This is a genomic window from Blastococcus mobilis (assembly GCF_900188025.1).
GTDB lineage: Bacteria > Actinomycetota > Actinomycetes > Mycobacteriales > Geodermatophilaceae > Blastococcus_B > Blastococcus_B mobilis.
This window is the reverse complement of the sequence record NZ_FZNO01000007.1, coordinates 1-23,310: the sequence shown is the minus strand read 5'-3', so window position 1 is coordinate 23,310 and position 23,310 is coordinate 1. Positions and strand designations below refer to the sequence as shown.

The following is a 23,310-nucleotide window of genomic DNA, read 5'->3' as shown; positions in this document are numbered from 1 at the left end:
CGTGGACCACGAACCTGTGTCCTGCCTGCAGCACCGCCGCGAGCTGGGAGACTCGCGGCATGGAATTCGTCCTCATCGCGATCGCGATCCTCGTCGTGGCACTCATCGCCGGAGTGGGCCTGCTGGTCGGCAGAGGACGGCGCACGACGCGCCTGGACGACGACGCGGCCACCGGGACGACGCTCACCCGGCCCCGGCCGCCCGCACCCGTCGAGGAACCGCGTGCGACGGGGGCCACCGCTTCCGGGCTGGGGCTGCCGCCGGAGACGGCCGAGGCGCCCCCCGTCGAGTTGCCACCCGCCGAGCCCGAGCCCGGCCTGGTATTCGAGACCCCGCCGCCGTCCGCCGGTCGCCTGGTGCGGCTGCGCTCCCGGCTGGCCCGCTCGCAGTCCTCGCTGGGCCGCGGCCTGCTCACCGTCCTCGCCCGCGAGAAGCTCACCGAGGAGGACTGGGAGGAGCTCGAGGAGACCCTCCTGGCCGCCGACGTCGGCATCGCCGCCACGACGCAGATCGTGGAGCGGCTGCGCACCCAGTCGATGGTGCTGGCGACCGCCTCGGGGGCCGACCTGCGCGAGCTGCTGGTCCGTGAGCTCACCGCCGTCCTCGGGCCGGACCTGGACCGCACCCTCGGCACCCAGCGGCGGGAGGGCCGGCCGGGGGTCGTCCTGGTCGTCGGCGTCAACGGCGCCGGGAAGACGACGACGGTCGGCAAGATCGCCCGCGTGCTCGTGGGGGACGGGAAGAGCGTCGTCCTGGGGGCGGCGGACACCTTCCGCGCCGCGGCCGCCGACCAGCTGGAGACCTGGGGGGAGCGCGTCGGGGTGCTCACCGTCCGGGGCCGGGAGGGCGGTGACCCGGCGTCGGTGGCCTTCGAGGCGGTGCGGACCGGCGTCGAGGGCGAGGTGGACGCCGTGCTGATCGACACCGCCGGCCGGTTGCACACCAAGTCCGGCCTGATGGACGAGCTGGGCAAGGTCAAGCGGGTCGTCGAGAAGCAGTCGCCGGTGACCGAGGTGCTGCTGGTCCTGGACGCGACGACCGGCCAGAACGGCGTCGTCCAGGCGCGGGTGTTCACCGAGGCGGTGACGGTCACCGGCATCGTGCTCACCAAGCTCGACGGGACGGCCAAGGGCGGCATCGTCGTCTCGGTGCAGCGCGAGCTCGGCATCCCGGTGAAGCTGATCGGCCTGGGGGAGGGCCCCGACGACCTCGCGCCGTTCGAGCCGAGGACGTTCGCCGAGGCGCTCGTCGGCGGAGCCGACTGAGGCGCGGGGTCGGCGGAGCCGACTGAGGCCAGAGATCGCCCGGTGCGCGTCGTGGGCTAGGTGCGGCTGACGTCGAAGCCGTACGGCAGCTCGAGGCGATGCCTCGACAGGAGGTCCGGGTTGGCGAGCAGCTCACGGGTCGCCCCGTCGGCGACCACCACACCCTCGTCGAGGATCACCGAACGCGGGCAGAGCTGGAGGGCGTAGGGCAGGTCGTGGGTGACCATCAGCAGGGTCACCGGAAGGGCCTGGAGGACCTCGGCGAGCTCCCGCCGACCGGCGGGGTCCAGGTTCGAGGACGGCTCGTCCAGCACCAGGATCTCCGGGTGCATCGACAGCACGGTGGCGACGGCAACGCGGCGGCGCTGGCCGAACGACAGGTGGTGCGGCGGGCGGTTCTCGTAGCCGCTCATCCCGACCTGCTCCAGGGCCTCGGCGACCCGGGCAGCGATCTCCGCCTCCGGCAGCCCCAGATTGCGTGGCCCGAACGCCACGTCCTCCCCGACGGTGGGCATGAACAGCTGGTCGTCGGGGTCCTGGAAGACGATGCCGACCCGACGCCGGATCTCCTGCAACGCGGGCTTGTCCACGGGCAGCCCCCCGACCGTCACCCGCCCGCGTCCGGCGCGCAGGATGCCGTTGAGGTGCAGGACGAGGGTGGTCTTGCCCGCCCCGTTCGGGCCCAGCAGGGCGACCCGCTCGCCACGTTCGATCCGCAGGTCGACGCCGTAGAGGGCCTGGTGCCCGTCGGGGTAGGCGTAGGCGAGGTCCTCGACGAGCAGGGACGGGGGTGCGGTCACCCGAGCACGAATCCGCTGAGGAGCACGACGCCGGCGACCGCAGGCAGGGCCAGGGCGACCGCCCACGACCGCCCGCCGACAGCGGCCGCGGGGCCGGCCGGCAGCCGTCCGGTGTAGCCGCGCGAGAGCATCGCCAGGTGCACGCGCTCGCCCCGCTCGAAGCACCGGACGAACAGCGACCCGGTGGCCGGCCCGAGCACGCGCAGGGCGCTGACCCGTCCACCGCGGAAACCGCGGGACTCCCGGGCCACCCGCATCCGGTGCAGCTCACCGCCCACCACGTCCGCGTAGCGGATCATGAACATCAGGATCTGCACGAGGACCTGGGGCAGCCGCAGCCGCTCCAGCCCGCGCAGCAGCTCCCGCGGCTCGGTCGTCGCGGCGAGGATCGTCGCGGCCAGGACCGAGAGCGTCGCCTTGGCCAGCAGTCCGCCTCCGGCGGCGAGCCCGGACTGCGACAGCGACAGCCCGAGAACCTCCACCCGCGGCCCCGGTGCCACGAACGGCATCAGCAGCGCGAACCCGACGAACGGGATCTCGACCACCAGTCCGCGGACCAGCCGCCCGGGGTCGACACCGGCGATCGCTGCCACGGACAGGACGGCGACGAGGTGGCCGGCGTAGGCGAGGGGAGCCCACGGCGCGTGCACCGGGGTGGCGACGACGACGAGCGCGAAGGCGAGGACCGACACCACCTTGAGATGCGGTTCCAGCCGGTGCACCGGGCTGGTGCCGGCCAGGTACCGGGCGGCCAGGGCGCCGCCGTGGGCGGCACCCACCTCAGTCGCCGACCGGCGCGGGTGTGTCGCGGCGGCGCACGACCCAGGCCAACGTCCCGGCGACGGCCAGGACGGCGACCACGCCGATGACCCCGGCCACGCTGCCCGGGAGGCGGCCCTCCGCGCCGTCGACCGTGTAGTCGGCCAGCGGGGAACCGGCGGTGACGCTGTCCTGGGCGGTGTCGTCGAACCCGGTCTGCTCCGCCGACCACTCGAGGCCGTCGGGGTGCGCGCTGGCGTACCAGCTGCCGACACCGGCGACCAGCAGCGCGAGCAGCAGGCCGGCGATCCAGAGGGTGCGGCCGCGGCTCATCGGGCCGCTCCGGCCGGCTCGGGACGACGGCTGGCGAGCGCGGTCGCCGACCGCAGGTGGGCGGCTCCGTGCACGAGGTCGGGGCGGACGGCCAGCACGGCGCCGAGGACGGCGACGGTGATCGCGGCCTCGCCGAGACCGATGAGCAGGTGGATCCCGCCCATCGCCGCCACCACGGGGCCGAGGGGCACGTCGGATCCGCCGACGACGAACAGGCCGACGAATGTCATCGCGGCGGCCGGCACCGACAGGAACGCGGCGACGAAGGTGGCGGTCAGCACCCCGCTGCGGGTGCGGGGCAGCGCGGCGCGCAGCAGCCGGAAGACGCCGTAGCCCAGCCCGACGGCGACGACTCCCATGAGCGTGACGTTCGTGCCGATCGCGAGGACGCCGCCGTCGGCGAACAACAAGGCCTGGACCATGAGGACCACGGTCATGCAGAGCACCGCCGTCCACGGGCCGACCAGGACGGCGAGCAGCACCGCGCCGATGAGGTGGCCGCTGGTCCCGGCGGCGACCGGGAAGTTGATCATCTGGGCGGCGAAGACGAACGCGGCGGTCAGGCCGGCCAGCGGAGCGGTGCGCTCGTCGAGCTCCGCACGGGCCTTGCGCAGGGCAAGGGCGACGGTGCCGGCGGCGAGGACGCCGGTGGCGACGGAGGTGGGCGCGTCGAGAAAGCCGTCGGGTACGTGCACGACGGCGACCTTATTGCACATCGTTTGCAATTGCGACCGGCCCCGCTCACAGCGGAGGTCCGCGACCGTCCGCCGCGGCCGTTCGACGACGGTCGGCAACACGGCCGCAACGGGAGCGCGGGACACGCGGCGCGGAGTTCACCGGCCCGAAACGCGGCGACGAACGCCCCGGAAACACGGCGACGGCACGGTGAACGCCGACCGGACAGGCCCGGGTCGGCCATCGGCCCAGAACTCTTCAGGAGGTTGCCGTGGTCAACACCGGCGACACCGCCTGGATCCTCACCAGCGCCGGGCTCGTGCTGCTGATGACTCCAGGCCTCGCGTTCTTCTACGGCGGCATGGTCCGCGCGAAGAGCGTGCTCAACATGATGATGATGAGCTTCGGGGCGCTGGCGCTCGTCAGCGTGCTCTGGGTCGTCTACGGCTACTCGGTCGCCTTCGGCGACGACGTCGGCCTCGGTCTCCTCGGCAACCCCGGGGAGTTCTTCGGACTCGCGGGGCTGATGGAGGACACCACGGGCGAGGCGGGCGGCCTGCCGGCCATGGCGTTCGTCGGCTTCCAGGCGGTGTTCGCCATCATCACCGTCGCACTGATCTCCGGTGCCATCGCCGACCGCGCCAAGTTCGGCTCCTGGATGGTCTTCGCCGGGATCTGGGCGACGATCGTCTACTTCCCGGTCGCGCACTGGGTCTTCGACTTCACCCTGACCGACGAGGACGGCACGGTGACCCACACCGGCGGCTGGATCGCCAACGACCTGGCGGCCATCGACTTCGCCGGCGGTACCGCGGTGCACATCAACGCCGGTGCGGCGGGCCTCGCCCTCGCGATCGTGCTGGGCAAGCGGCGGGGCTTCGGTCGCGAGGCGATGCGCCCGCACAACCTGCCCCTGGTGATGATCGGTGCCGGGCTGCTGTGGTTCGGCTGGTTCGGCTTCAACGCCGGTTCCGCGCTCGCCGCGAACAACACCGCGGCCGTGGCGTGGGTCAACACGCTGGCCGCGGCCGCCGCGGCCACCCTCGGCTGGCTCCTGGTGGAGAAGGTGCGCGACGGTCACTCGACCTCGCTCGGTGCCGCGTCCGGTGTCGTGGCCGGTCTGGTGGCGATCACGCCGGCCTGTTCGGCGGTGTCGCCGATCGGTGCCGTCATCCTCGGCGTGATCGCCGGCGTCCTGTGCGCCCTCGCCGTCGGCCTCAAGTACGCGCTCGGCTACGACGACTCCCTCGACGTCGTCGGCGTCCACCTGGTCGGTGGCCTCTGGGGCACCGTCGCCATCGGCTTCCTCGCCGATCCGGACGCCCCTGCCGGTGTCGAGAGCCTGATCTTCGGCGGCAGCGTCGACCAGCTCTGGCGGCAGGTCGTCGGGGCACTGGCCGTCCTCGTCTTCTCCTTCGTCCTTACGCTGGTGATCGGCATCGTCATCCAGAAGACGATCGGCTTCCGGATCACCGAGGAGGACGAGGTCACCGGGATCGACAACGTCGTGCACGCGGAGTCCGGCTACGACTTCGCCTCGCTCGGCAGCAGCGGTTCGGCTGCACCAGTGGCCGGCCAGGTGCGCGCCACATCAACCGAGGGCATCGCCCGGAGCACGGAAGGGGTCCGGGCATGAAGCTCGTCACCGCCATCGTCAAGCCGTTCAAGCTCGACGACGTCAAGAACGCCCTCGAGCTGATCGGGATCGCGGGGCTGACCGTCAGCGAGGTCCAGGGCTTCGGCCGTCAGCGGGGCCACACCGAGGTCTACCGCGGCGCCGAGTACCAGGTGGACTTCGTGCCCAAGGTTCGCATCGAGGTGGTCGTCAGCGAGCTCGACGCCGCGCGCGTCGTCGATGCGGTCGTCGAGGCCGCCTCGACGGGCCAGATCGGTGACGGCAAGGTGTGGGTGACGACGATCGACGAGATGGTCCGCGTCCGCACCGGCGAGCGCGGGGACGACGCGCTGTAGTTCCCGGGCGCGGTGATCCCGACGCGCTGAGCGGCTGCGCATCCCGTCGGCCGGGGTGGTGGGGTGGGTGGGAGCCCGTCTCATCGCCCCGGTGCGACGGTTCTTCCCGCGGCGGTGCAGTTCTTCCGAGGAGGACGTGGTGCTGGACCTCGAGGCGCTCCCGGGCCTGAGCCGAGCCGAGCGCGTGCGGGCCGTCGACACCTGGCTGGGCGGTCTGCTGGTGGAGGCGGTGGCGGGCACGCCACCGCCCAGGCAGCGCAGTGGGGGACCTCCGCCGCAGAGCGGCACCGAAGGCGTCGCTCTCGTCGCCGTCGGCAGCCTCGGTCGCCGGGAGCTGCCGCCGTACGGGGACCTCGACCTCGTCCTCGTGCACGAGGGCCGGTCGGAGATCGGGGCCGTCGCCGACGCCCTCTGGTACCCGATCTGGGACACCGGCCTCCGCCTGGACCACTCCGTCCGCTCGATCCCCGAGGCGGTCTCCGTGGCCTCCACGGACGTGAAGGCCGGCCTCGGTCTCCTCGACGCCCGGCTCGTGGCAGGGGACGCCGACCTCGCCGCGCGGCTGCGTGCGGCCACTCTCGGCAGCTGGCGGCAGGCGGCCTCGAAGCTCCTGCCGCAGCTGCGGGACCTCCGGCGGGAGCGCGCCCGCCGGCTGGGGGAGCTGGCCTTCCTGCTCGAGCCCGACCTGAAGGAGGCCTACGGCGGCCTCCGCGAGGGGCAGGTCCTGCGTGCCGTCGCCGCGGCACAGCTCGGCGACGAGCCGGACGCGGAGCTCGAGCGGGCGTACGCGTTCCTGCTCGACGTCCGTGACGAGCTGCGCCGGCGCATCGGCCGGCCGCACGACGTCCTCGTCCGCCAGGAGCAGCGGCCGGTCTCGGTCGCCCTGGGCCTGGCCGACGAGGATGCCCTGCTGCGCGAGGTGAGCCTTGCGGGACGGCGACTGGCGTTCGTCGTCGACGAGACCTGGCGCCGGGTCGAGGCGGCACTCGTCCGCCGCCCGCGTGGCCGGTACCGGCGGGTGCGTCGTGAGCCGCTCGCCGAGGGCGTCGTCCGCCAGGGCGACGAGGTGGTCCTGGCGCAGGGCGCCAGGCCGGCCGCGGATCCGGGTCTTCTGCTGCGGGCGGCGGCCGCCGCCGCCCGGGCGGATCTGCTGCTCTCGCCGTACACGCTCAAGGTGCTCGCGGTGCACAGCCCGCCGGTGCCCGAGCCGTGGCCGGCGGAGGTCCGCTGGTCGTTCCTGCGGCTGCTGGCCAGCGGGCGTGCCGCTGTTCCGGTCATCGAGCAGCTGGACCAGGAGGGGCTGCTCTCCCGCCTGCTGCCGGAGTGGGACCGGGTCCGCTCGCTGCCCCAGCGGCATCCGTGGCACCGGTTCACCGTCGACCGCCACCTGGTGGAGGCCGCTGCGGCTGCCGCCGAGCTCACCCACGACGTCGACCGCCCCGATCTCCTGCTGGTGGCCGCGCTGCTCCACGACATCGGCAAGGGCTGGCCGGGCGACCACAGCGTGGTCGGTGAGCCGATCGCGGCCGGGATCGGCGCACGCATGGGCTTCGGGGAGGCCGACGTCGCCACGCTCGCCACGCTGGTGCGTCACCACCTGCTGCTGCCGGCGACGGCGACCCGGCGCGACATCGACGACCCCGCGACCATCGACCGGGTCGCGGCGACCATCGGGAACGACCCCGCCGTCCTGCAGCTGTTGCACGCCCTGGCCCAGGCCGACGGGGCGGCCACCAGCAGCTCGGCCTGGTCGCCGTGGAAGGCGCACCTGGTGGCTGCCCTGGTGGCTCGTGTGCAGGGCAGGCTGAACGGCGGTCCGGTACCGGAGCTGGAGCCCGTGCTGCACCCGACCGAGGCTCGGGTCACCGCCCGGCTGCTGGACGTCCCCGGGACCGCGGGCGCGGTGACGGTCGGGATCGAGGACGTCGCCGACGGCCAGCAGGTCACCATCGGCGGTCCCGACCGGTCCGGGCTGCTGAGCACGTGCGCGGGCGTCCTGGCCCTGAACCAGCTCGACGTCCGGGCGGCGAAGATGTCGGTGGAGAACGGCTACACGACCGGCGTCTTCGCCGTGCGCCCGCGGTTCGGTCGTGCGCCGGTGCCGGAGATCCTGGCCGACGCCGTGCGGGCCGCGCTGGAGGGCACACTGCCGCTGGCCGCCCGGCTGCGCCAGCGGGAGGCCGACTACCGGCAGAACGGTGGACGGACGGCGCCGCCGCGCATCTCCTGGCACAACGGCGAGGTGAGCGGTGCCGCGACCGGGATCGTCGAGGTCCGCGCCACCGACCGGGCCGGGCTGCTCTACCGGCTCACCGCGGCGATCGCGGAGGAGGGCCTGGACGTGACGTCGGCCCGGATCGAGACCCTCGGGGCGGACGCGGTCGACTGCTTCTACGTCTGCAACCCCTCCGGCTCGCCGGTCGAGCCCGACCAGCGCGCGCGGGTGGACGAGGCGTTGGTGGCGGCCACCGTCGGGGCGAGTGCGTCGAAGGAGCTCCGCAAGGCCGACACGCCGGGGTGAGCTCCCGCGATCTGTCAGTACCACGTGTCACCGTCGGCAGGACGGGACGGAACGGTCCCCCTGACCGGAGGAGACCCATGGACAGCCGGATGTGGCCCTGCCCCCCGTGCGGGGAGGTCACCGAGTTCGTGCAGCCCCCGTGCGTCGACGGGCACATCGATGACGGTGGCGAGTGCCCCGAGTGGGCGTGCGCCGGGTGCGGCGCGGCCGTCGTCATGGGCGAGCTGTCCCTGGTGGCCGACGTCGTGCGCCAGCGGCACGCCGCCTGAAGAAGGACCCCGTCCTCCCCGCCCCTCGTGGAAGGACCCCGCTGCCCCCACGCGTCGCATGCTCGCAGTGGGCCCCTGCAGCGAGGCTGTGCCCTGGACGGGGCCGTAGCCTAGGAGCCAGGTGGCGCGGCGAGCCCGTGCCCGCGACTTCTGAGGACGTGCTGTGTTCGAGACCCTCTCCGACCGCCTGGACAAGGTCTTCACCGGCCTGCGTGGCAAGGGCCGGCTCACCGACGCCGACATCGACGCCACCGCGCGCGAGATCCGCATCGCGCTGCTGGAGGCCGACGTCGCCCTGCCCGTGGTGCGGGCCTTCATCACCTCGGTCAAGGAGCGCGCCCGCGGCGCGGAGGTCTCCGGTGCGCTGAACCCGGCGCAGCAGGTCATCAAGATCGTCAATGAGGAGCTCATCGCCATCCTCGGCGGCGAGACGCGCCGCATCCGGCTGGCCAAGCAGTCGCCGACGGTGATCATGCTCGCCGGTCTGCAGGGCTCCGGTAAGACGACCCTCGCCGGCAAGCTCGGCCGCTGGCTCAAGGAGCAGGGCCACGCCCCGCTGCTCGTGGCCTGCGACCTGCAGCGTCCCAACGCCGTGCAGCAGCTGTCGGTCGTCGCCGGGCAGGCGGGGGTCGACGTCTACGCGCCGGAGCCGGGCAACGGTGTCGGTGACCCGATCCGCGTCGCCGCGGACTCCATCGAGCACGCCCGCCGCACGATGCACGACGTCGTCGTCGTCGACACCGCCGGTCGGCTGGGCATCGACGCGGAGCTGATGGCCCAGGCCGCCGGCATCCGCGACGCCGTCTCGCCCGACGAGACGCTGTTCGTCGTCGACGCCATGATCGGTCAGGACGCCGTCACCACGGCCGAGGCCTTCCGCGACGGCGTCGGCTTCACCGGCGTCGTCCTCACCAAGCTCGACGGCGACGCCCGCGGTGGTGCGGCCCTGTCGGTCCGGCACGTCACCGGGCAGCCGATCATGTTCGCCTCCACCGGCGAGAAGCTCACCGACTTCGACGTCTTCCACCCCGAGCGGATGGCCTCGCGCATCCTCGGCATGGGCGACGTGCTCAGCCTGATCGAGCAGGCCGAGAAGACCTTCGACGCCGACCAGGCCGAGCGCATGGCCGGCAAGCTCGCCTCGCGCGAGGGCTTCACCCTCGAGGACTTCCTCGAGCAGATGCTGGCCATCCGCAAGATGGGCCCGATCGCCAACCTGCTCGGCATGCTGCCCGGTGCGGGGGCGATGAAGGAGCAGCTCAAGCAGGTCGACGATCGCGATCTCGACCGCACCGCGGCGATCATCCGCTCGATGACGCCCGAGGAGCGGGTCAACTCCAAGATCATCAACGCCTCGCGCCGGGTGCGGATCGCCAACGGTTCCGGCGTCAGCGTCACCGACGTCAACCAGCTGCTCGAACGGTTCGCCCAGGCCCAGAAGATGATGAGCCAGATGGCCGGGAGCATGGGCCTCCCGGGCATGGGCCCCATGTCGAAGAAGCAGCGCGGGCGGCAGACGCAGGCGCAGTCCAAGAAGGGCAAGAAGGGGAAGGGCGGCAAGGCGAAGGGCGGTCCCGCCCGCCGGCCGGTCGGCGCCCCCGGCCTCCCGTCGGGCGCGGGCAACCCCTTCGGCGGTCTGCCCGGCGGCATGCCGGGTGGCATGCCCGGGTTCCCGCCCGGTCAGGGGCTGCCCGACCTCACGAAGCTGAACTTCGATCAGCTCAAGGACGACCGGCCGGGCCGGTGACCGCGTCGCTGCACCTCTCCGGTGTGGTCCTCCCCGGGGGGGAGCACCGCGATGTGTGGGTGAGCGAGGGACGGTTCACGTTCGAACCCGTACCGGGCGCGGAGACGGTCAGCCGTGGCGGCTGGCTGCTGCCGGGCCTCGTGGACGCGCACTGCCACGTCGGCATCGCGACCGGCGGCGGTCACGTGACCGATCTCGACGGCATGCGGGGCCAGGCGCTGGCCGAACTCGCCGCCGGGGTGCTGGCGCTGCGCGACTGCGGCTCGCCGGTCGACACCCGCGCCCTCGACGAAGAGCCCGACCTGCCCCGGATCATCCGGGCAGGACGGCACATCGCCCGCAGCCGGCGCTACATCCCCGGCCTGGCCGTCGAGCTGGAGCCCGACGACCTGGCCGCTGAGGTGCGCGTGCAGGCCGGTCGGGGCGACGGCTGGGTCAAGCTGGTCGGGGACTGGATCGACCGCGGCGCGGGCGACCTGGCGCCGGAGTGGCCGCGTCCGGCGTTGGAGGCGGCGATCGAGACCGCGCACGCCGCGGGCGCCCGGGTCACCGCGCACACCTTCGGCACCGATGCGCTGCCGGACCTGATCGCCGCGGGCATCGACTGCATCGAGCACGGCACCGGCCTGACCGAGGAGCTCATCGGTGAGATGGCCCGCCGCGGTACCGCCGTCGTCCCCACCCTGGTCAACGTGGAGAACTTCCCGGGTTTCGCGAGCGCGGGGGAGAAGAAGTTCCCCGCCTACGCCAGCACGATGCGGCAGCTGTACGCGAACTCCGGCGCCGTCGTGCGCGCGGCGTTCGATGCGGGGGTGCCGGTCTTCGCCGGCACCGACGCAGGCGGGGGGATCCGGCACGGACGCATCGCCGACGAGGTGCGCGCGCTGCACCACGCCGGCCTGCCGGCCGAGGCGGCGCTGGCCGCTGCCTCCTGGTCAGCGCGAGCCTGGCTCGGCCTGCCCTGCATCGAGGAGGGCGCGCCGGCCGACGTCGTGGTCTACGACAGCGACCCGCGGACGGATCTCGATGTCCTGGCCCGGCCGCAGCGGATGGTCCTGCGCGGACGGGTCGTCGGATAAGGCGCTTCGCGAGTGGGGCCCGGAGGGTTCCCGAGCGGCGGCGCGGACACGCTCGTCGCAGCTGCGGGAGGCCCGCTGGCCGCGGTGTCGGGCGGTAGCCCGACAATGGGCATCGTGCTGTTGCGGATGTCGACCCTGTTCCTGCGGACCCTGCGTGACGATCCGGCCGATGCCGAGGTGCCCAGCCACCGGCTGCTCGCGCGCGGCGGCTACATCCGCCGGGCCGCGCCCGGTGGGTTCACCTGGCTGCCGCTGGGGTTCCGCGTCTTCCGCAACGTCGAGCGCATCGTCCGCGAGGAGATGGACGCGATGGGCGCGCAGGAGGTGCACTTCCCCGCGCTGCTGCCCCGGGAGCCCTACGAGGCGACCAACCGGTGGACCGAGTACGGCCCCAACCTCTTCCGGCTCAAGGACCGCCGGGGCAACGACTTCCTGCTGGGCCCCACCCACGAGGAGATGTTCACGCTCCTCGTGAAGGACCTCTACGGCTCCTACAAGGACCTGCCCGTCTCGCTGTACCAGATCCAGACCAAGTACCGGGACGAGGCGCGGCCGCGGGCCGGGCTGTTCCGCGGCCGCGAGTTCACGATGAAGGACAGCTACTCGTTCGACGTCGACGACGCCGGGCTGGACCGCTCCTACGCCGCGCACCGCGCCGCCTACATCAAGATCTTCGACCGGCTCGGCCTCGACTACGTGATCGTCTCGGCGATGTCCGGCGCCATGGGCGGCTCCAAGAGCGAGGAGTTCCTGCACCCGACGCCGATCGGCGAGGACACCTTCGTCCGCTCGCCCGGCGGCTATGCGGCCAACGTGGAGGCGGTGTCGACCGTCGTCCCCGACGCGATCCCGTTCGACGGCCTGCCCGAGGCGCACGTCGAGGACACCCCGGACACCCCGACCATCGAGACGCTGGTCGCCGTCGCGCAGCAGCTGTTCCCGGACGCCGGGTACACGGCCGCCTCGACGCTGAAGAACGTCGTCGTCAGCCTGGTGCACCCCGACGGCAGCCGGGAGCCGCTGGTCATCGGCCTGCCCGGTGACCGCGAGGTCGACGCCAAGCGGCTGGAGGCCCAGCTGGCCCCCGCGGAGGTCGAGCCCTTCACCGACTTCGCCGGCAACCCCGTCCTGGTCAAGGGCTACATCGGCCCGCAGGTGCTCGGCAGCGAGAGCGAGTCGAAGATCCGTTACCTGGTCGACCCGCGGGTCGTCCCCGGCACCCGGTGGATCACCGGGGCCAACGAGGCGGGCAAGCACGTGTTCGACCTCGTGGCCGGCCGGGACTTCACCTGGGACGGCGTCATCGAGGCCGCCGAGGTGCTGCCGGGCGATCCCGCCCCCGACGGCTCCGGCCCGCTGGAGCTGGCCCGAGGCGTGGAGATGGGGCACATCTTCCAGCTCGGCCGCAAGTACGCCGAGGCGCTCGACCTCAAGGTGCTCGACGAGAACGGCAAGCTGGTCACCGTCACCATGGGCTCCTACGGCATCGGGGTCTCCCGCGCCGTCGCGGCGATCGCCGAGTCCACCCACGACGAGCTCGGCCTGGTGTGGCCCCGCGAGGTGGCGCCCGCCGACGTGCACGTCGTCGCCACGGGCAAGGATGCCGCCGTGTTCGAGGCCGCGGAGGCGCTGGCCACCGAGCTCGTCGCCGCCGGTCTGACGGTGCTCTACGACGACCGGCCGAAGGTCAGCCCGGGGGTGAAGTTCAAGGACGCCGAGCTGCTCGGCATGCCGACGATCGTCACCGTCGGCCGTGGTCTGGCCGAGGGCGTCATCGAGGTGCGCGACCGGAAGACCGGGGACCGCGAGGAGGTGCCGGTCGCCGAGGCCGGGGCCCGCGTGCTCGCCGCCGTCCGCTCCTGACGGCGTCGCCTCCGCAGGGATGGCGGCGGAGCGTGGTCGACTGAGTCCGTGCCGAACGACATCGACGTCCAGCTGCGGTCCACCGCCGAGCTGGTCGAGGTGAACCTCGGCTACGGCGACCAGGTGCACCGGCCCCGGCGGCTCGACCACCTGTCCGGGTTCCCGTCGCGGTCGGCCGCACTCGCGGCCGCAGGCGAGCTCGAGGGTCTGGGGTACGAGATCGACGGCCTCCGCCGCCGCTGGCTCACCGTCTGGCTGGCATTCGGCAAGGAGATTCCGGTCGACCACGAGTCGGCCGCGGCGTTCACCCGCGAGGTCGTCGGCGTCGTCGACCGCCACGGCGGCACCTATGACGGGTGGAGCGGCTTCCTGGTCACCGAGGACGCGTGACGGTTCCGTCGTCAGGCTGCTCCGCGACCGGTTCCACCTCGTAGCCCATCGGCGTCCGCCAGGACAGCTCGGCGCTGGCGAGATCGGGCCCCCGCAGCTCGATGTGGTGCAGCGGACCGCTCCTGGCCGCAGCTCCTCTCCGGTGATCTGGCATCATGGTCGGTCGAACACGGCGGTGGCGGCCCTCTCACCGTTTCCGGCCGTGTCCATCGCTCCGCCCCGGCGTACCCCCACACGCCGCTCCGGCGAGCAACCACACAGCGTTCGAGGAGTACACCACCCACCGTGGCCACCAAGATCAAGCTCATGCGCCTGGGCAAGATGCGCGCGCCCTACTACCGCATCGTCGTCGCCGACGCCCGGACCAAGCGTGACGGCCGCTCGATCGAGACGATCGGCAAGTACCACCCGAAGGAGGATCCCTCCTTCATCGAGGTCGACTCCGAGCGGGCGCAGTACTGGCTGGGCGTCGGCGCTCAGCCGACCGAGGCCGTCGCCGCCATCTTCCGGGTGACCGGTGACTGGCAGAAGTTCAAGGGCGAGCCGGCCCCCGCGCCGATGAAGGTCGCCGAGCCGAAGCCGGACAAGAAGGCCCTCTACGAGGCCGCCGTCCGCGCCGGCATGGACGAGCCGACCACCGAGGCGACCACCGCCAAGAAGAAGGCCGCTCCGAAGAAGGCAGCCGCTGCCGACGAGGCGCCGGCTGCCGAGGCTGCGCCCGAGGCCTCCGCCGCGGACGCACCCGCCGAGACGCCTGCCGAGTAAGACGTGCTCGAAGACGCGCTCGAGCACCTGGTCAAGGGCATCGTCGACCATCCGGAAGACGTGACCGTCGATCTCCTCACCAACCGCCGCGGCAAGACCCTCGAGATCCGGGTGCACCCCGACGATCTCGGCAAGGTCATCGGCCGTGGCGGGCGCACCGCCAAGGCGCTGCGCCAGGTGATGACCGGCGTCGGCGGACGTGGCCTCCGGGTCGACGTCGTCGACACCGACGGGCGCTGAGCACACCTCCCTTGCCGGGAACTCCGCACGACACCGACACCGTGGTGGTCGGCCGCATCGGCCGGCCCCACGGTGTCCGTGGTCTGGCCACCGTCGAGGTGCGCACCGACGACCCCGACCACCGGTTCGCCCCCGGCACGGTGCTGCTGACCGACCCACCGCAGCGCGGCCCGCTGACCGTCGTCGACAAGCGGTGGCACAGCGGCACGCTGCTGCTGCAGGTGGCCGCGCCGTCCGGCGAGGTCTACGGCACCCGCGAGGACGTCGACGCCCTCCGCAACACCCTCTTGCTGGTCCCGGTCGCCGATCTCCCGGTGATCGAGGACCCGGACTCCTACTACGACCACCAGCTGGTCGGCCTGTCCGCGCGGCTGCCCGACGGCTCGGTCGTCGGCGAGGTCACCGCCGTCCGCCACGAAGCTCAGGACCTGCTCGTCCTGCGCCGCGCGCAGGGGGGCGAGGCGCTGATCCCGTTCGTCTCGGCGATCGTGCCCGCGGTCGACCTGGCCGGCGGTTTCCTGGTGGTCGACCCACCCGAGGGGCTGCTCGACCTGTGAGCGGCCCTGTGATCGGCCGGCTCCGCCGGGCGGGAGCGAACCGGCGGGTGACGTCGTGACCTACCGCGTCGACGTCATCACCATCTTCCCCGAGTACCTGGCGCCCCTGCGGCAGTCGCTGCTCGGCAAGGCCGCCGAGCGCGGCCTCGTGGCCATCGGCGTGCACGACCTGCGGGAGTGGACCGACGACGTGCACCGCACCGTCGACGACGCCCCCTACGGCGGGGGCCCCGGCATGGTCATGAAGCCCGAGCCGTGGGCGCTGGCGCTGGAGGCCGTCCGCCCACCCGGGACCCGCCTGGTCGTGCCGACGCCTGCCGGCCGGCCCTTCACCCAGGCGATGGCCGCCGAGTGGGCGGCCGAGCCCGGCCTGGTCTTCGCCTGCGGCCGCTACGAGGGCATCGACCAGCGGGTGGCCGACTGGGCCGCCGACGCCGGTCCGGTGTCCGAGGTCTCCATCGGCGACTACGTGCTCGCCGGCGGGGAGTCCGCCGTCCTGGTGATGGTCGAGGCCGTCACCCGGCTGCTGCCCGGGGTCGTGGGCAACCGGGAGTCCGTGGAGTTCGACTCGCACGCCGACGGTCTGCTCGAGGGGCCGTCCTACACCCGGCCGGCGAACTGGCGGGGCCTCGACGTGCCGCCGGTCCTGCTGTCGGGTGATCACGCCGCCATCGCGCGCTGGCGGCGTGCGGAGTCGCTGCGGCGCACCGCGACCCGGCGGCCGGATCTGCTCGCCGCCCTGCCCGAGCACGGGCTCACCGACGCCGAACGGGCCGCCCTGGACCTCCCATGAACCGCCCCTGGGTGCGGCCCACGGCCCGGGTGGTGGTCATCGACCCCGCCGGGCGCGTGTTGCTGCTGGGCGCCCGGCTGACCGATCCGGCACTGCCGCCGGGCGACGTCCTGTTCTGGTACACGCCTGGCGGGGGTGTGGAGGACGGCGAGAGCCTGCGCGAGGCCGCCGTCCGGGAGCTGGCCGAGGAGATCGGCCTGGTCGTTCCGCCCTCGGCCCTGGAAGGCCCGGTCTGGCTGCGCCGACACCTCGGCGCCTTCGCCGGGGTCGACATCGACTCCCGGGAGACCTTCTTCGTCCTCCGGGACGTCGTGCACGAGGTGGATCCCGCCGGGCGCACCGAGCTGGAGGTGCTGGGGGAGGAACCGCACCGCTGGTGGTCGGCCGAGGAGATCGCGACCAGCACGGAGGTCTTCGCTCCCGGGGATCTCGCCGACCGGCTGCCGGAGCTGCTCGCCGGCCCGTGGGCAGGGCCGCCGCGCGTCGTTCTCTGAAGATGTGGCACAGTAGAGAGCTGCTGCAGACCTCCGGCACCGCCGGTGGGAGCTCTCCACAGGAGCCGCAGCTCCCCGGGACCGGACAGCCGGGGCGTTCCGCTGTCCGCACCGAGAACGAGCCATCTGAGACTGAGGACTGCCGAGATGAACACCCTGGACGCACTCGACGCCGACTCGTTGCGCGACGACATCCCCGAGTTCCGCCCGGGGGACACCGTCAAGGTGCACGTGCGCGTGGTCGAGGGCAACCGCTCCCGCATCCAGGTCTTCCAGGGCGTCATCATCCGTCGTCAGGGTGGCGGCATCCGCGAGACCTTCACCGTGCGCAAGGTGAGCTTCGGCGTCGGCGTGGAGCGCACCTTCCCGGTGCACACCCCGGTCGTCGAGAAGATCGAGGTCGTCACCCGCGGTGACGTGCGCCGCGCCAAGCTGTACTACCTCCGCGAGCTGCGCGGCAAGGCCGCCAAGATCAAGGAGAAGCGCGACGTCGTCTCGCGCTGACACGCCTGACCGCCGGTTCCGGTCGGCTGTCGTCCCGGCGGGTCCCCCGCGCCGTACGCTGCCTTCGATGAGCAGTGATCGGCCCGGGGGGCCCGCCGACGTCGTTCCTGGGGATGACCGAAGGGACGAAGGCCCGCACCGGGACGACTCCCTGTCGCGGCAGGCAGCGACCGGCAGGAGGTCCCGGCGCGCCCGTCGGGAGGCGTCGGCCAAGAAGGGCTCCCTGCTGCGCGAGCTGCCGGTGCTCCTGCTCGTCGCGTTCGTGCTGGCCCTGGTGGTCAAGACCTTCTTCGTCCAGGCGTTCTTCATCCCCTCCGGGTCGATGGAGCAGACGCTGCACGGCTGCGCCGGGTGCACCGGCGACCGTGTGCTGGTCAACAAGGTGCCCTACTGGTTCGGCGAGCCGGAGCCCGGCGACGTCGTCGTCTTCAAGGGGCCTGACACCTGGACGCCCGAGATCGCCGTCGCCCAGCCGGAGAACTGGGTCACCGGCGCCCTGCTCTGGCTGGGTCGGGCGGTCGGGGTGGCGCCGCCCGGCGAGGACGACTTCGTCAAGCGCGTGATCGCCGTCGAGGGCCAGACCGTGCAGTGCTGTGACGCCGAGGGCCGCGTGACCGTCGACGGTGAGCCCCTCGACGAGCCCTACATCTTCGAGAACACTCCGCTCGAGTCGCGGGCGTTCGGCCCGGTGACCGTTCCGGAGGGGCGGCTCTGGGTGATGGGCGACCACCGCTCGGCCTCGGCCGACTCCAGATCGCACGTCGGCGACGAGTACGGCGGCACGATCGGTGTCGACGACGTCATCGGCAAGGCCGCGCTGATCGTCTGGCCGGTCAGCCGGTTCGGGCTCCTCGACTCACCCGACATCCAGGGCGCCGAGGCCGCGGCGGCAGCCCCCTCGGGGGTGACCGTCTCGACGGTCGCGGCGTCGACGGTGGCGCCGTGGGCGATCGGCCTGGCGGGCGCAGTCCCGGTGGCCGCCTGGCGGCGCCGGCGCCGTCCCTCCGGCGACTGACCCTCTTGCGCTGCGTTCTCCCAGCCGTTCCTCCTGCCCAGCACGCTCCTCGCCCGGGTGTGCGTCGTCGCATGTGCTGTTCCGGACCGTTTCGCTGTTACGGATGGGACAGCGGTCGTGCCATTACCGATCCGGAAACAGCGGCGAAGAAAATGTCGAAAAGCGTTCAAGCAACCGTTTCACCCTTCCGATGGAGACATTGCTAGTTCCCGGAGTCGAAACGGAGTCAGTTGTGTCTGCACCTATGGCGAGCACCGCCCGCGGGGTCACCCGCGTGCTTCTCCTCGCCGACGCGCCCGTCCTGCGTCGCGGTCTGGTCAGCATGATCAACGAGACGGCCGGCATGCAGTCGGTGGGTACGCCCGGCGAACTGCGTCGCGCCCTCACGCTGGTCGAGTCGGCCCGCCCCGACGCCGTCGTCGTCGAGCTCGGCTCCGGTCGCGCCGCGACCCTCAACGCCTGCCGCGACCTGCGGCGCCGCTTCCCCCGTGTCGCGATCGTCGCCCTCGCCACCTCCGAGGACTCCTCGGTCGTGAACGAGGCCCTCGCCGCCGGTGTCCGCGGCTACCTGATGATCAACACCTCGCCGACGCTGCTCGGCTGGGCGATCCTGGCCGCCCGTGCGGGCCGGACCGTCGTCGACCCGCAGATCCGCCGCGTCGAGCCGTCGACCCTCCCGGTCGCCAAGCCCTTCACGCCGGAGGTGCCGCTCACCCGGCGCGAGTCCGACGTGCTGGACGAGCTGCTGCTGGGGCAGTCCAACCGGCAGATCGGACGGAACCTCTTCATCAGCGAGGACACCGTCAAGTCCCACGTCAAGGCGATCCTGCGCAAGCTGGGGGCCCGTGACCGGGCGCACGCGGTCTCGCTGGTCCTGTCCAACCGCCAGCCCGGCTGCACCTGCGGTGCCCACGGCCTGTCCTCGGCCGGACCGGCGGAGGCGGAGCTGACCAGCCCCGACCTGGGGCTCGCCGAGATCTGATCCCGGCATCTTCTCCGGCAGAACGGGCCGACCCCTCGGGGCCGGCCCGTTCTGCCGTTCCGGGGCCGGGTGTCCGGTCGGCGATCCCGGCCCGGGCCGTCGTACTGTCGGACGACGATGGCCCTCAGATCCGCCCCCTCCGGCCGCACGCTCGCCGACGAGGACCGCTCCGGCGCCCTCTGGGACATGGAGCGATCCCTGCGCCGTCGTGGTTTCCAGGTCGTGGCCGGCGCCGACGAGGCCGGCCGCGGTGCCTGTGCCGGCCCCCTGGTGGCGGCCGCCTGCGTGCTCCCGTCCGGGCGCCGTGGCCGCGTCCCCGGCCTCGCCGACTCCAAGCTCCTCACCGCCGCCGCACGCGAGCGGGTGTACGACGAGGTCGTCGACCGGGCGCTGTCCTGGTCGGTGGTGGCCATCCCGGTCGGCGAGTTGGATGCCCGTGGTATGCACGTGACCAACATCGAGGCCCTGCGCCGAGCCGTCTGCGCGCTCGATCCCTCTCCGGACTACGTGCTGACCGACGGCTTCCCGGTTCCCGGACTGACCCGTCCCGGCCTGGCCGTGTGGAAGGGCGACCGCGTGGCGGCCTGCGTCGCGGCCGCCTCGGTGCTCGCCAAGGTCACCCGGGACCGGATGATGCTCGAGCTGCACGAGCGGTGGCCCGAGTACGACTTCGCCGGGCACAAGGGCTACATCACCGACGTCCACAGCGCGGCACTGGAGCGGCACGGGCCCTGCCCCGAGCACCGCATGCGCTTCGTGAACGTGGCTCGGGCGCGCGACGCGCACGCCGCGCGGGTGGGTCGGCTGCCCCGCCCGGGCGGCATGGTCGATGATGGGCCCATGAGTCCAGTGCCCGGAGAGGTTCGATGAGCACCGAGGATCTCGAGAAGTACGAGACCGAGATGGAGCTGCAGCTCTATCGGGAGTACCGGGACATCGTCCGTCAGTTCACCTACGTGGTGGAGACCGAGCGACGGTTCTACCTGGCGAACTCCGTCGATCTCCAGGTGCGCGAGGCCGGGGGAGAGGTCTACTTCGAGCTCAAGCTCTCCGACGCCTGGGTCTGGGACATGTACCGGCCGGCGCGCTTCGTGCGCAACGTGCGGGTGCTGACGTTCAAGGACGTCAACGTCGAGGAGCTCGACAAGCCCGATCTGGAGCTGCCGGACAACCCGCGGCTGCCCTAGCCGGCCGGCCGTCCACAGTGCCGGGCGGCGTCCACAGATCGTCGCCGCCGCTGTCCTGACGGCCCGGCACGGGCGACCGTCGGTGGGTGTCCACATCCACCGATCTCGGCGTCCATGGCGAGCGGATCGCCGTCTCCTATCTCACCGACCGCGGCTTCCGCGTGCTGGACCGGAACTGGCGCTGCCGCGAGGGTGAGCTCGACATCGTCGCCCGCGACGGGGACGCCCTCGTCTTCTGCGAGGTCAAGACGCGGCGCGGGGTCGGCTACGGCCATCCGGTCGAGGCGGTCACCCGCACCAAGCAGCGTCGTCTGCGCACCCTCGCCCAGCGGTGGCTGGCGGCGCACGACGAGCACGCGCCGGAGCTGCGCTTCGACGTCGTCGGGGTGCTCGTGCGCCCGTCCCGGCCGGCGCTGGTCACGCACCTCCGGGCGGCGTTCCCGTGACCCTCGCCCGCACCTGGTCGGTGGGCCTCGCAGGGGTGCACGGCGCCATGGTCGAGGTCGAGGTCGACATGGCCGCCGGCGTGCCGCACGTGGCGCTGGTCGGCCTTCCCGACGCGGTGGTCCGCCAGTCGGTCGACCGGGTCCGCGCAGCGGTCGTCAACGCCGGAGCAAGCTTTCCGCAGCGGCGGATCACCATCGGTCTGTCGCCGGCGTCGATGCCCAAGCAGGGGAGCGGCTTCGACCTGTCAATGTTGTCGGTGGGACGCTTCTAGCATGCGCCGTCGAGCGGTCATCTACACGCGGATGAGCAGGGACCGGGAGGGCGCCGGACTCGGCGTGGATCGGCAGCGCCAGGACTGCATGGACCTGGCCGAGCGGCTCGGCTGGAAGATTATCGGCCACCACAGTGACAACGACCTCTCCGCCTACTCTGCGAAGCCGCGTCCGGGGTATCGCGCCCTTCTCGACGACCTCGAGGAAGGGCGCGCCGACGCCGTCGTCGTATGGCATACCGACCGGCTGCACCGCCGACCGGTTGAGCTCGAGCACTACATCGATGTCTGCGACCCCCGCGGCGTCATCACGCAGACCGTGAAGGCCGGGCCGCTGGACCTCGCGACACCGTCCGGTCGGATGGTGGCCCGGATGCTCGGCAGCGCCGGCCGATACGAGGTCGAGCACCTGATCGAGCGCCAGCAGGCGGCAAAGCTGCAGGCGGCGACGTCCGGTCGGTGGAAGGGTGGCCGGCGTCCGTTCGGCTACGAGGCGGACGGGGTCACGATCCGCAAAAGCGAGGCGGCCGAGATCCGCCGGGTGACCGACGACCTGCTGGCTGGAATGAGTCTCCACGCCATCGCCCGCGACTGGAACGCCCGCGGCATCACGACCTCGACGGGTGGTGTCTGGAAGCCGACCGAGGTGCGAAAGCTGCTGGCGCGTCCCCGGAACGCCGGACTGATGGAGCACCGCGGCGAGGTGGTGGGCAGGGCCGGGTGGCCCGCGATCGTCGAGGAGCCGTTGTGGCAGGCCGTGCGGGCCATGCTGTCGGACGTCAGCCGCCGCACGACGACCGGAAACGCCCGTAGGTGGCTCGGGGGAGGCCTGTACCTGTGTGGGATCTGCGGCGCCGCCCTGCGGGCAACCACGGCAGGGACGGGCGGCCTGGGTCGGGGACACGCACCGGCCTACCGGTGCGAACAGGGCGCGCATGTCGTGCGTCGCTGCGAACCGCTCGATGACTTCGTCGAGCACATCCTCATCGAACGGCTGTCCCGACCCGACGCGGCGGACCTGGCTCGAACGCCGACGACCGTGGATACGACCGACCTCCACGTTGAGCGGCTCGCGATCCAGGCCCGACTGGATGAGCTCGTCGACCGCTTCGCAGCCGGTCACATCACCGGGCAGCAGATGGAGCGCGGCTCCGCCACCCTGAGATCACAACTCGAAGATCTGGATCGGCAGCTCGCCGCAGCCGCCGGCGCGTCAGTGCTCGACGGAGTAGTCGGCGGGGACGCGGCCGAAATCTGGCCCATCCTCGATTTGTCGCGGCGTCGGGCCATCCTCGACACCCTCATGTGCGTGACCGTCCACCGAACCCGCCGGGGTCGCCCGCCCGGTTGGCGGCCTGGGGATTCCTACTTCGACCCTCGCGGCATCGAGATCGCGTGGAGGACGTCGTGAGCATCGAGAAGCTCTTCATTCTCTGCGACGACCCCTCGCATCCGTATCGGCGCGTCGCCGTCCCCGACTACGTGCACATCGGTCAAGGCCGTTCGACGGAGCGGTACACGCGCACCGCCGCGCAGGGGCACCGCGAGTCGGGCATCATGCGGCGCACCAGTTGATCGCGCTGCTGACCCGGCTGGTGGGCGGCTTGGCGCCGTCCACGGAACGGTGGGTGATCGTCCTGGTCTACGTCGGGGTCGACGCCGGTGGCGGCGTGAGCTGGTCAGCCGTAGCTTGCGCGGAGCAGCAGGGCTAGCTTGTCGCGCTGCTCAGCGGTTAGAGGCGGCGCCGCGTCCACGACTCGGCGGATGTGATCCTCGAACTGCTCCACTCGCCGGGCTTCGGCCAGCGCGTGGCAGACGCTCGTGAGTCTGGGGTCGTCATCTGCACGGTCGCCGCTGAGCGAGGAGACGCCGGCCCGGCGGTTGAGCCGTTCTTCTGTGCCGAGGTAGTCCCGAACCCGAGCGATGGCTAGCGGCTCATCCTGCCGTTTCCTTGCGACGGTCCGTGGCTGCATGGCCCGGGTCATCGGGCACCAGGACCGTAGCGGAGGCCCGATTGTTTGCGGGAGCACAGCCCGCGACGACCGGTTGCGGGTCTCATGGCGGAAGCCTGGGTCCTGTTGTTCCGGTTGCTCTCCAGTCGGGCTCCGTGATGGGTCGGCCGTGTCAGCGCCGCGCGTGTGCCGTCAGCTCGTCTCGTCCGCGCCACGTGCCTTCTCCAGTTACTCCCCAGTACTTCTTCAGGGCTGCGCCGGTCTGCGGTGGCCGGGCTGCCGCACAAGTTGTCCAGCGCCTGCGCCGCGCCTGGCCGGGGGGAGCCCTTCGGCGGCCTAGGCCCTGTTTGAAAGGTCGCGCAGCCAGATGTCGATGTCGCTGATCTGGACGGTGGCCTCGTAGCGGACGGCGAGCTTGTCGTAGCGGGTGG

The 23,310-nt window shown here is 72.4% G+C and carries 28 protein-coding genes; 24 read left to right on the top strand and 4 right to left on the bottom strand.

The genetic code is table 11. The features are described from left to right. Positions 1–59: 59 nt before the first annotated feature. Positions 60–1,265, top strand: a complete 1,206-nt coding sequence (ftsY, locus tag CHB94_RS07875; RefSeq protein WP_089336038.1) for a signal recognition particle-docking protein FtsY — start codon at positions 60–62, stop codon at positions 1,263–1,265. A gap of 56 nt (positions 1,266–1,321) precedes the next feature. On the opposite strand, the gene CHB94_RS07870 is transcribed toward ftsY, so the two are convergent. Genes CHB94_RS07870 through CHB94_RS07860 form a run of 4 tightly spaced genes read right to left on the bottom strand, consistent with a single transcriptional unit; the run spans position 1,322 to position 3,852 of the window. After that, positions 1,322–2,065, bottom strand: coding sequence for an energy-coupling factor ABC transporter ATP-binding protein (locus CHB94_RS07870; protein ID WP_217899219.1), 744 nt, complete (start codon positions 2,063–2,065; stop codon positions 1,322–1,324). After that, the gene (gene cbiQ / locus CHB94_RS07865; RefSeq protein WP_089336037.1) at positions 2,062–2,844 is read right to left on the bottom strand and encodes a cobalt ECF transporter T component CbiQ; all 783 of its coding nucleotides are present in this window, start codon (positions 2,842–2,844) and stop codon (positions 2,062–2,064) included. The genes CHB94_RS07870 and cbiQ overlap by 4 nt, the downstream gene beginning before the upstream one ends. Before the next feature lies 1 nt (position 2,845). Beyond that, complete coding sequence (locus CHB94_RS25640) at positions 2,846–3,157, bottom strand: PDGLE domain-containing protein (protein ID WP_217899218.1); 312 nt, start codon at positions 3,155–3,157, stop codon at positions 2,846–2,848. Beyond that, entirely contained in the window at positions 3,154–3,852 is a 699-nt protein-coding gene (locus CHB94_RS07860; RefSeq protein WP_217899217.1) for an energy-coupling factor ABC transporter permease, read from the bottom strand. The genes CHB94_RS25640 and CHB94_RS07860 overlap by 4 nt, the downstream gene beginning before the upstream one ends. A gap of 251 nt (positions 3,853–4,103) precedes the next feature. On the opposite strand from CHB94_RS07860, the gene CHB94_RS07855 reads away from it, so the two are divergent. The 23 genes from CHB94_RS07855 to CHB94_RS25050 all read left to right on the top strand — a co-directional run bounded on the left by CHB94_RS07855 (position 4,104) and on the right by CHB94_RS25050 (position 22,639). Continuing rightward, entirely contained in the window at positions 4,104–5,468 is a 1,365-nt protein-coding gene (locus CHB94_RS07855; RefSeq protein WP_089336036.1) for an ammonium transporter, read from the top strand. Next, positions 5,465–5,803 carry a P-II family nitrogen regulator gene (locus CHB94_RS07850; RefSeq protein ID WP_089336035.1) on the top strand — a complete coding sequence of 113 codons (339 nt, stop codon included), beginning with the start codon at positions 5,465–5,467 and terminating at the stop codon, positions 5,801–5,803. The genes CHB94_RS07855 and CHB94_RS07850 overlap by 4 nt, the downstream gene beginning before the upstream one ends. A 67-nt stretch (positions 5,804–5,870) precedes the next feature. After that, entirely contained in the window at positions 5,871–8,324 is a 2,454-nt protein-coding gene (locus CHB94_RS07845) for a [protein-PII] uridylyltransferase (protein WP_254920484.1), read from the top strand. 77 nt (positions 8,325–8,401) lie between these two features. Next, a complete protein-coding gene (locus CHB94_RS07840; RefSeq protein WP_089336034.1) occupies positions 8,402–8,593 on the top strand; it encodes a hypothetical protein in 192 nt (63 codons plus the stop codon). Positions 8,594–8,756: 163 nt separating this feature from the next. Continuing rightward, the gene (ffh, locus tag CHB94_RS07835) at positions 8,757–10,340 is read left to right on the top strand and encodes a signal recognition particle protein (RefSeq protein WP_089336033.1); all 1,584 of its coding nucleotides are present in this window, start codon (positions 8,757–8,759) and stop codon (positions 10,338–10,340) included. Then, a complete protein-coding gene (locus tag CHB94_RS07830; RefSeq protein WP_254920483.1) occupies positions 10,337–11,419 on the top strand; it encodes an amidohydrolase family protein in 1,083 nt (360 codons plus the stop codon). Before ffh ends, CHB94_RS07830 begins: the two co-directional genes overlap by 4 nt. A gap of 114 nt (positions 11,420–11,533) precedes the next feature. Continuing rightward, entirely contained in the window at positions 11,534–13,282 is a 1,749-nt protein-coding gene (locus tag CHB94_RS07825) for a proline--tRNA ligase (protein WP_089336163.1), read from the top strand. Between the two features lie 48 nt (positions 13,283–13,330). After that, a complete protein-coding gene (locus tag CHB94_RS07820) occupies positions 13,331–13,672 on the top strand; it encodes a ribonuclease E inhibitor RraB (RefSeq protein ID WP_089336032.1) in 342 nt (113 codons plus the stop codon). Positions 13,673–13,957: 285 nt separating this feature from the next. Beyond that, positions 13,958–14,437: a 30S ribosomal protein S16 gene (gene rpsP / locus CHB94_RS07815; protein ID WP_089336031.1), complete on the top strand. Its 480-nt coding sequence runs from the start codon at positions 13,958–13,960 to the stop codon at positions 14,435–14,437. A gap of 3 nt (positions 14,438–14,440) precedes the next feature. Continuing rightward, on the top strand, positions 14,441–14,677 hold the full coding sequence (locus CHB94_RS07810) for an RNA-binding protein (protein ID WP_089336030.1): 237 nt from the start codon (positions 14,441–14,443) through the stop codon (positions 14,675–14,677). A gap of 11 nt (positions 14,678–14,688) precedes the next feature. Further along, entirely contained in the window at positions 14,689–15,234 is a 546-nt protein-coding gene (rimM, locus tag CHB94_RS07805; protein WP_089336029.1) for a ribosome maturation factor RimM, read from the top strand. A gap of 55 nt (positions 15,235–15,289) precedes the next feature. Beyond that, positions 15,290–16,027 (top strand): tRNA (guanosine(37)-N1)-methyltransferase TrmD, encoded by a 738-nt coding sequence (gene trmD, locus CHB94_RS07800; RefSeq protein WP_089336028.1) that lies wholly within the window; start codon positions 15,290–15,292, stop codon positions 16,025–16,027. After that, a complete protein-coding gene (locus CHB94_RS07795; protein WP_089336027.1) occupies positions 16,024–16,521 on the top strand; it encodes an NUDIX hydrolase in 498 nt (165 codons plus the stop codon). Before trmD ends, CHB94_RS07795 begins: the two co-directional genes overlap by 4 nt. 147 nt (positions 16,522–16,668) lie before the next feature. After that, complete coding sequence (rplS, locus tag CHB94_RS07790; RefSeq protein WP_089336026.1) at positions 16,669–17,025, top strand: 50S ribosomal protein L19; 357 nt, start codon at positions 16,669–16,671, stop codon at positions 17,023–17,025. Between the two features lie 67 nt (positions 17,026–17,092). Continuing rightward, entirely contained in the window at positions 17,093–18,040 is a 948-nt protein-coding gene (gene lepB / locus CHB94_RS07785) for a signal peptidase I (protein ID WP_089336025.1), read from the top strand. Positions 18,041–18,272: 232 nt separating this feature from the next. Further along, positions 18,273–19,022, top strand: coding sequence for a LuxR C-terminal-related transcriptional regulator (locus CHB94_RS07780; RefSeq protein WP_176445464.1), 750 nt, complete (start codon positions 18,273–18,275; stop codon positions 19,020–19,022). Between the two features lie 117 nt (positions 19,023–19,139). Then, entirely contained in the window at positions 19,140–19,892 is a 753-nt protein-coding gene (locus CHB94_RS07775) for a ribonuclease HII (RefSeq protein ID WP_089336023.1), read from the top strand. After that, complete coding sequence (locus CHB94_RS07770; protein WP_089336022.1) at positions 19,889–20,209, top strand: DUF2469 domain-containing protein; 321 nt, start codon at positions 19,889–19,891, stop codon at positions 20,207–20,209. Before CHB94_RS07775 ends, CHB94_RS07770 begins: the two co-directional genes overlap by 4 nt. An 86-nt stretch (positions 20,210–20,295) precedes the next feature. Then, entirely contained in the window at positions 20,296–20,655 is a 360-nt protein-coding gene (locus tag CHB94_RS07765) for a YraN family protein (RefSeq protein WP_089336021.1), read from the top strand. Then, the gene (locus CHB94_RS07760; RefSeq protein ID WP_254920482.1) at positions 20,652–20,927 is read left to right on the top strand and encodes a magnesium chelatase domain-containing protein; all 276 of its coding nucleotides are present in this window, start codon (positions 20,652–20,654) and stop codon (positions 20,925–20,927) included. Before CHB94_RS07765 ends, CHB94_RS07760 begins: the two co-directional genes overlap by 4 nt. Before the next feature lies 1 nt (position 20,928). Continuing rightward, positions 20,929–22,338 (top strand): recombinase family protein, encoded by a 1,410-nt coding sequence (locus tag CHB94_RS07755; RefSeq protein WP_089336020.1) that lies wholly within the window; start codon positions 20,929–20,931, stop codon positions 22,336–22,338. After that, positions 22,335–22,502 (top strand): hypothetical protein, encoded by a 168-nt coding sequence (locus CHB94_RS25055; RefSeq protein ID WP_176445462.1) that lies wholly within the window; start codon positions 22,335–22,337, stop codon positions 22,500–22,502. The genes CHB94_RS07755 and CHB94_RS25055 overlap by 4 nt, the downstream gene beginning before the upstream one ends. Continuing rightward, on the top strand, positions 22,499–22,639 hold the full coding sequence (locus CHB94_RS25050) for a hypothetical protein (protein ID WP_176445461.1): 141 nt from the start codon (positions 22,499–22,501) through the stop codon (positions 22,637–22,639). The genes CHB94_RS25055 and CHB94_RS25050 overlap by 4 nt, the downstream gene beginning before the upstream one ends. Positions 22,640–23,310: the final 671 nt, after the last annotated feature.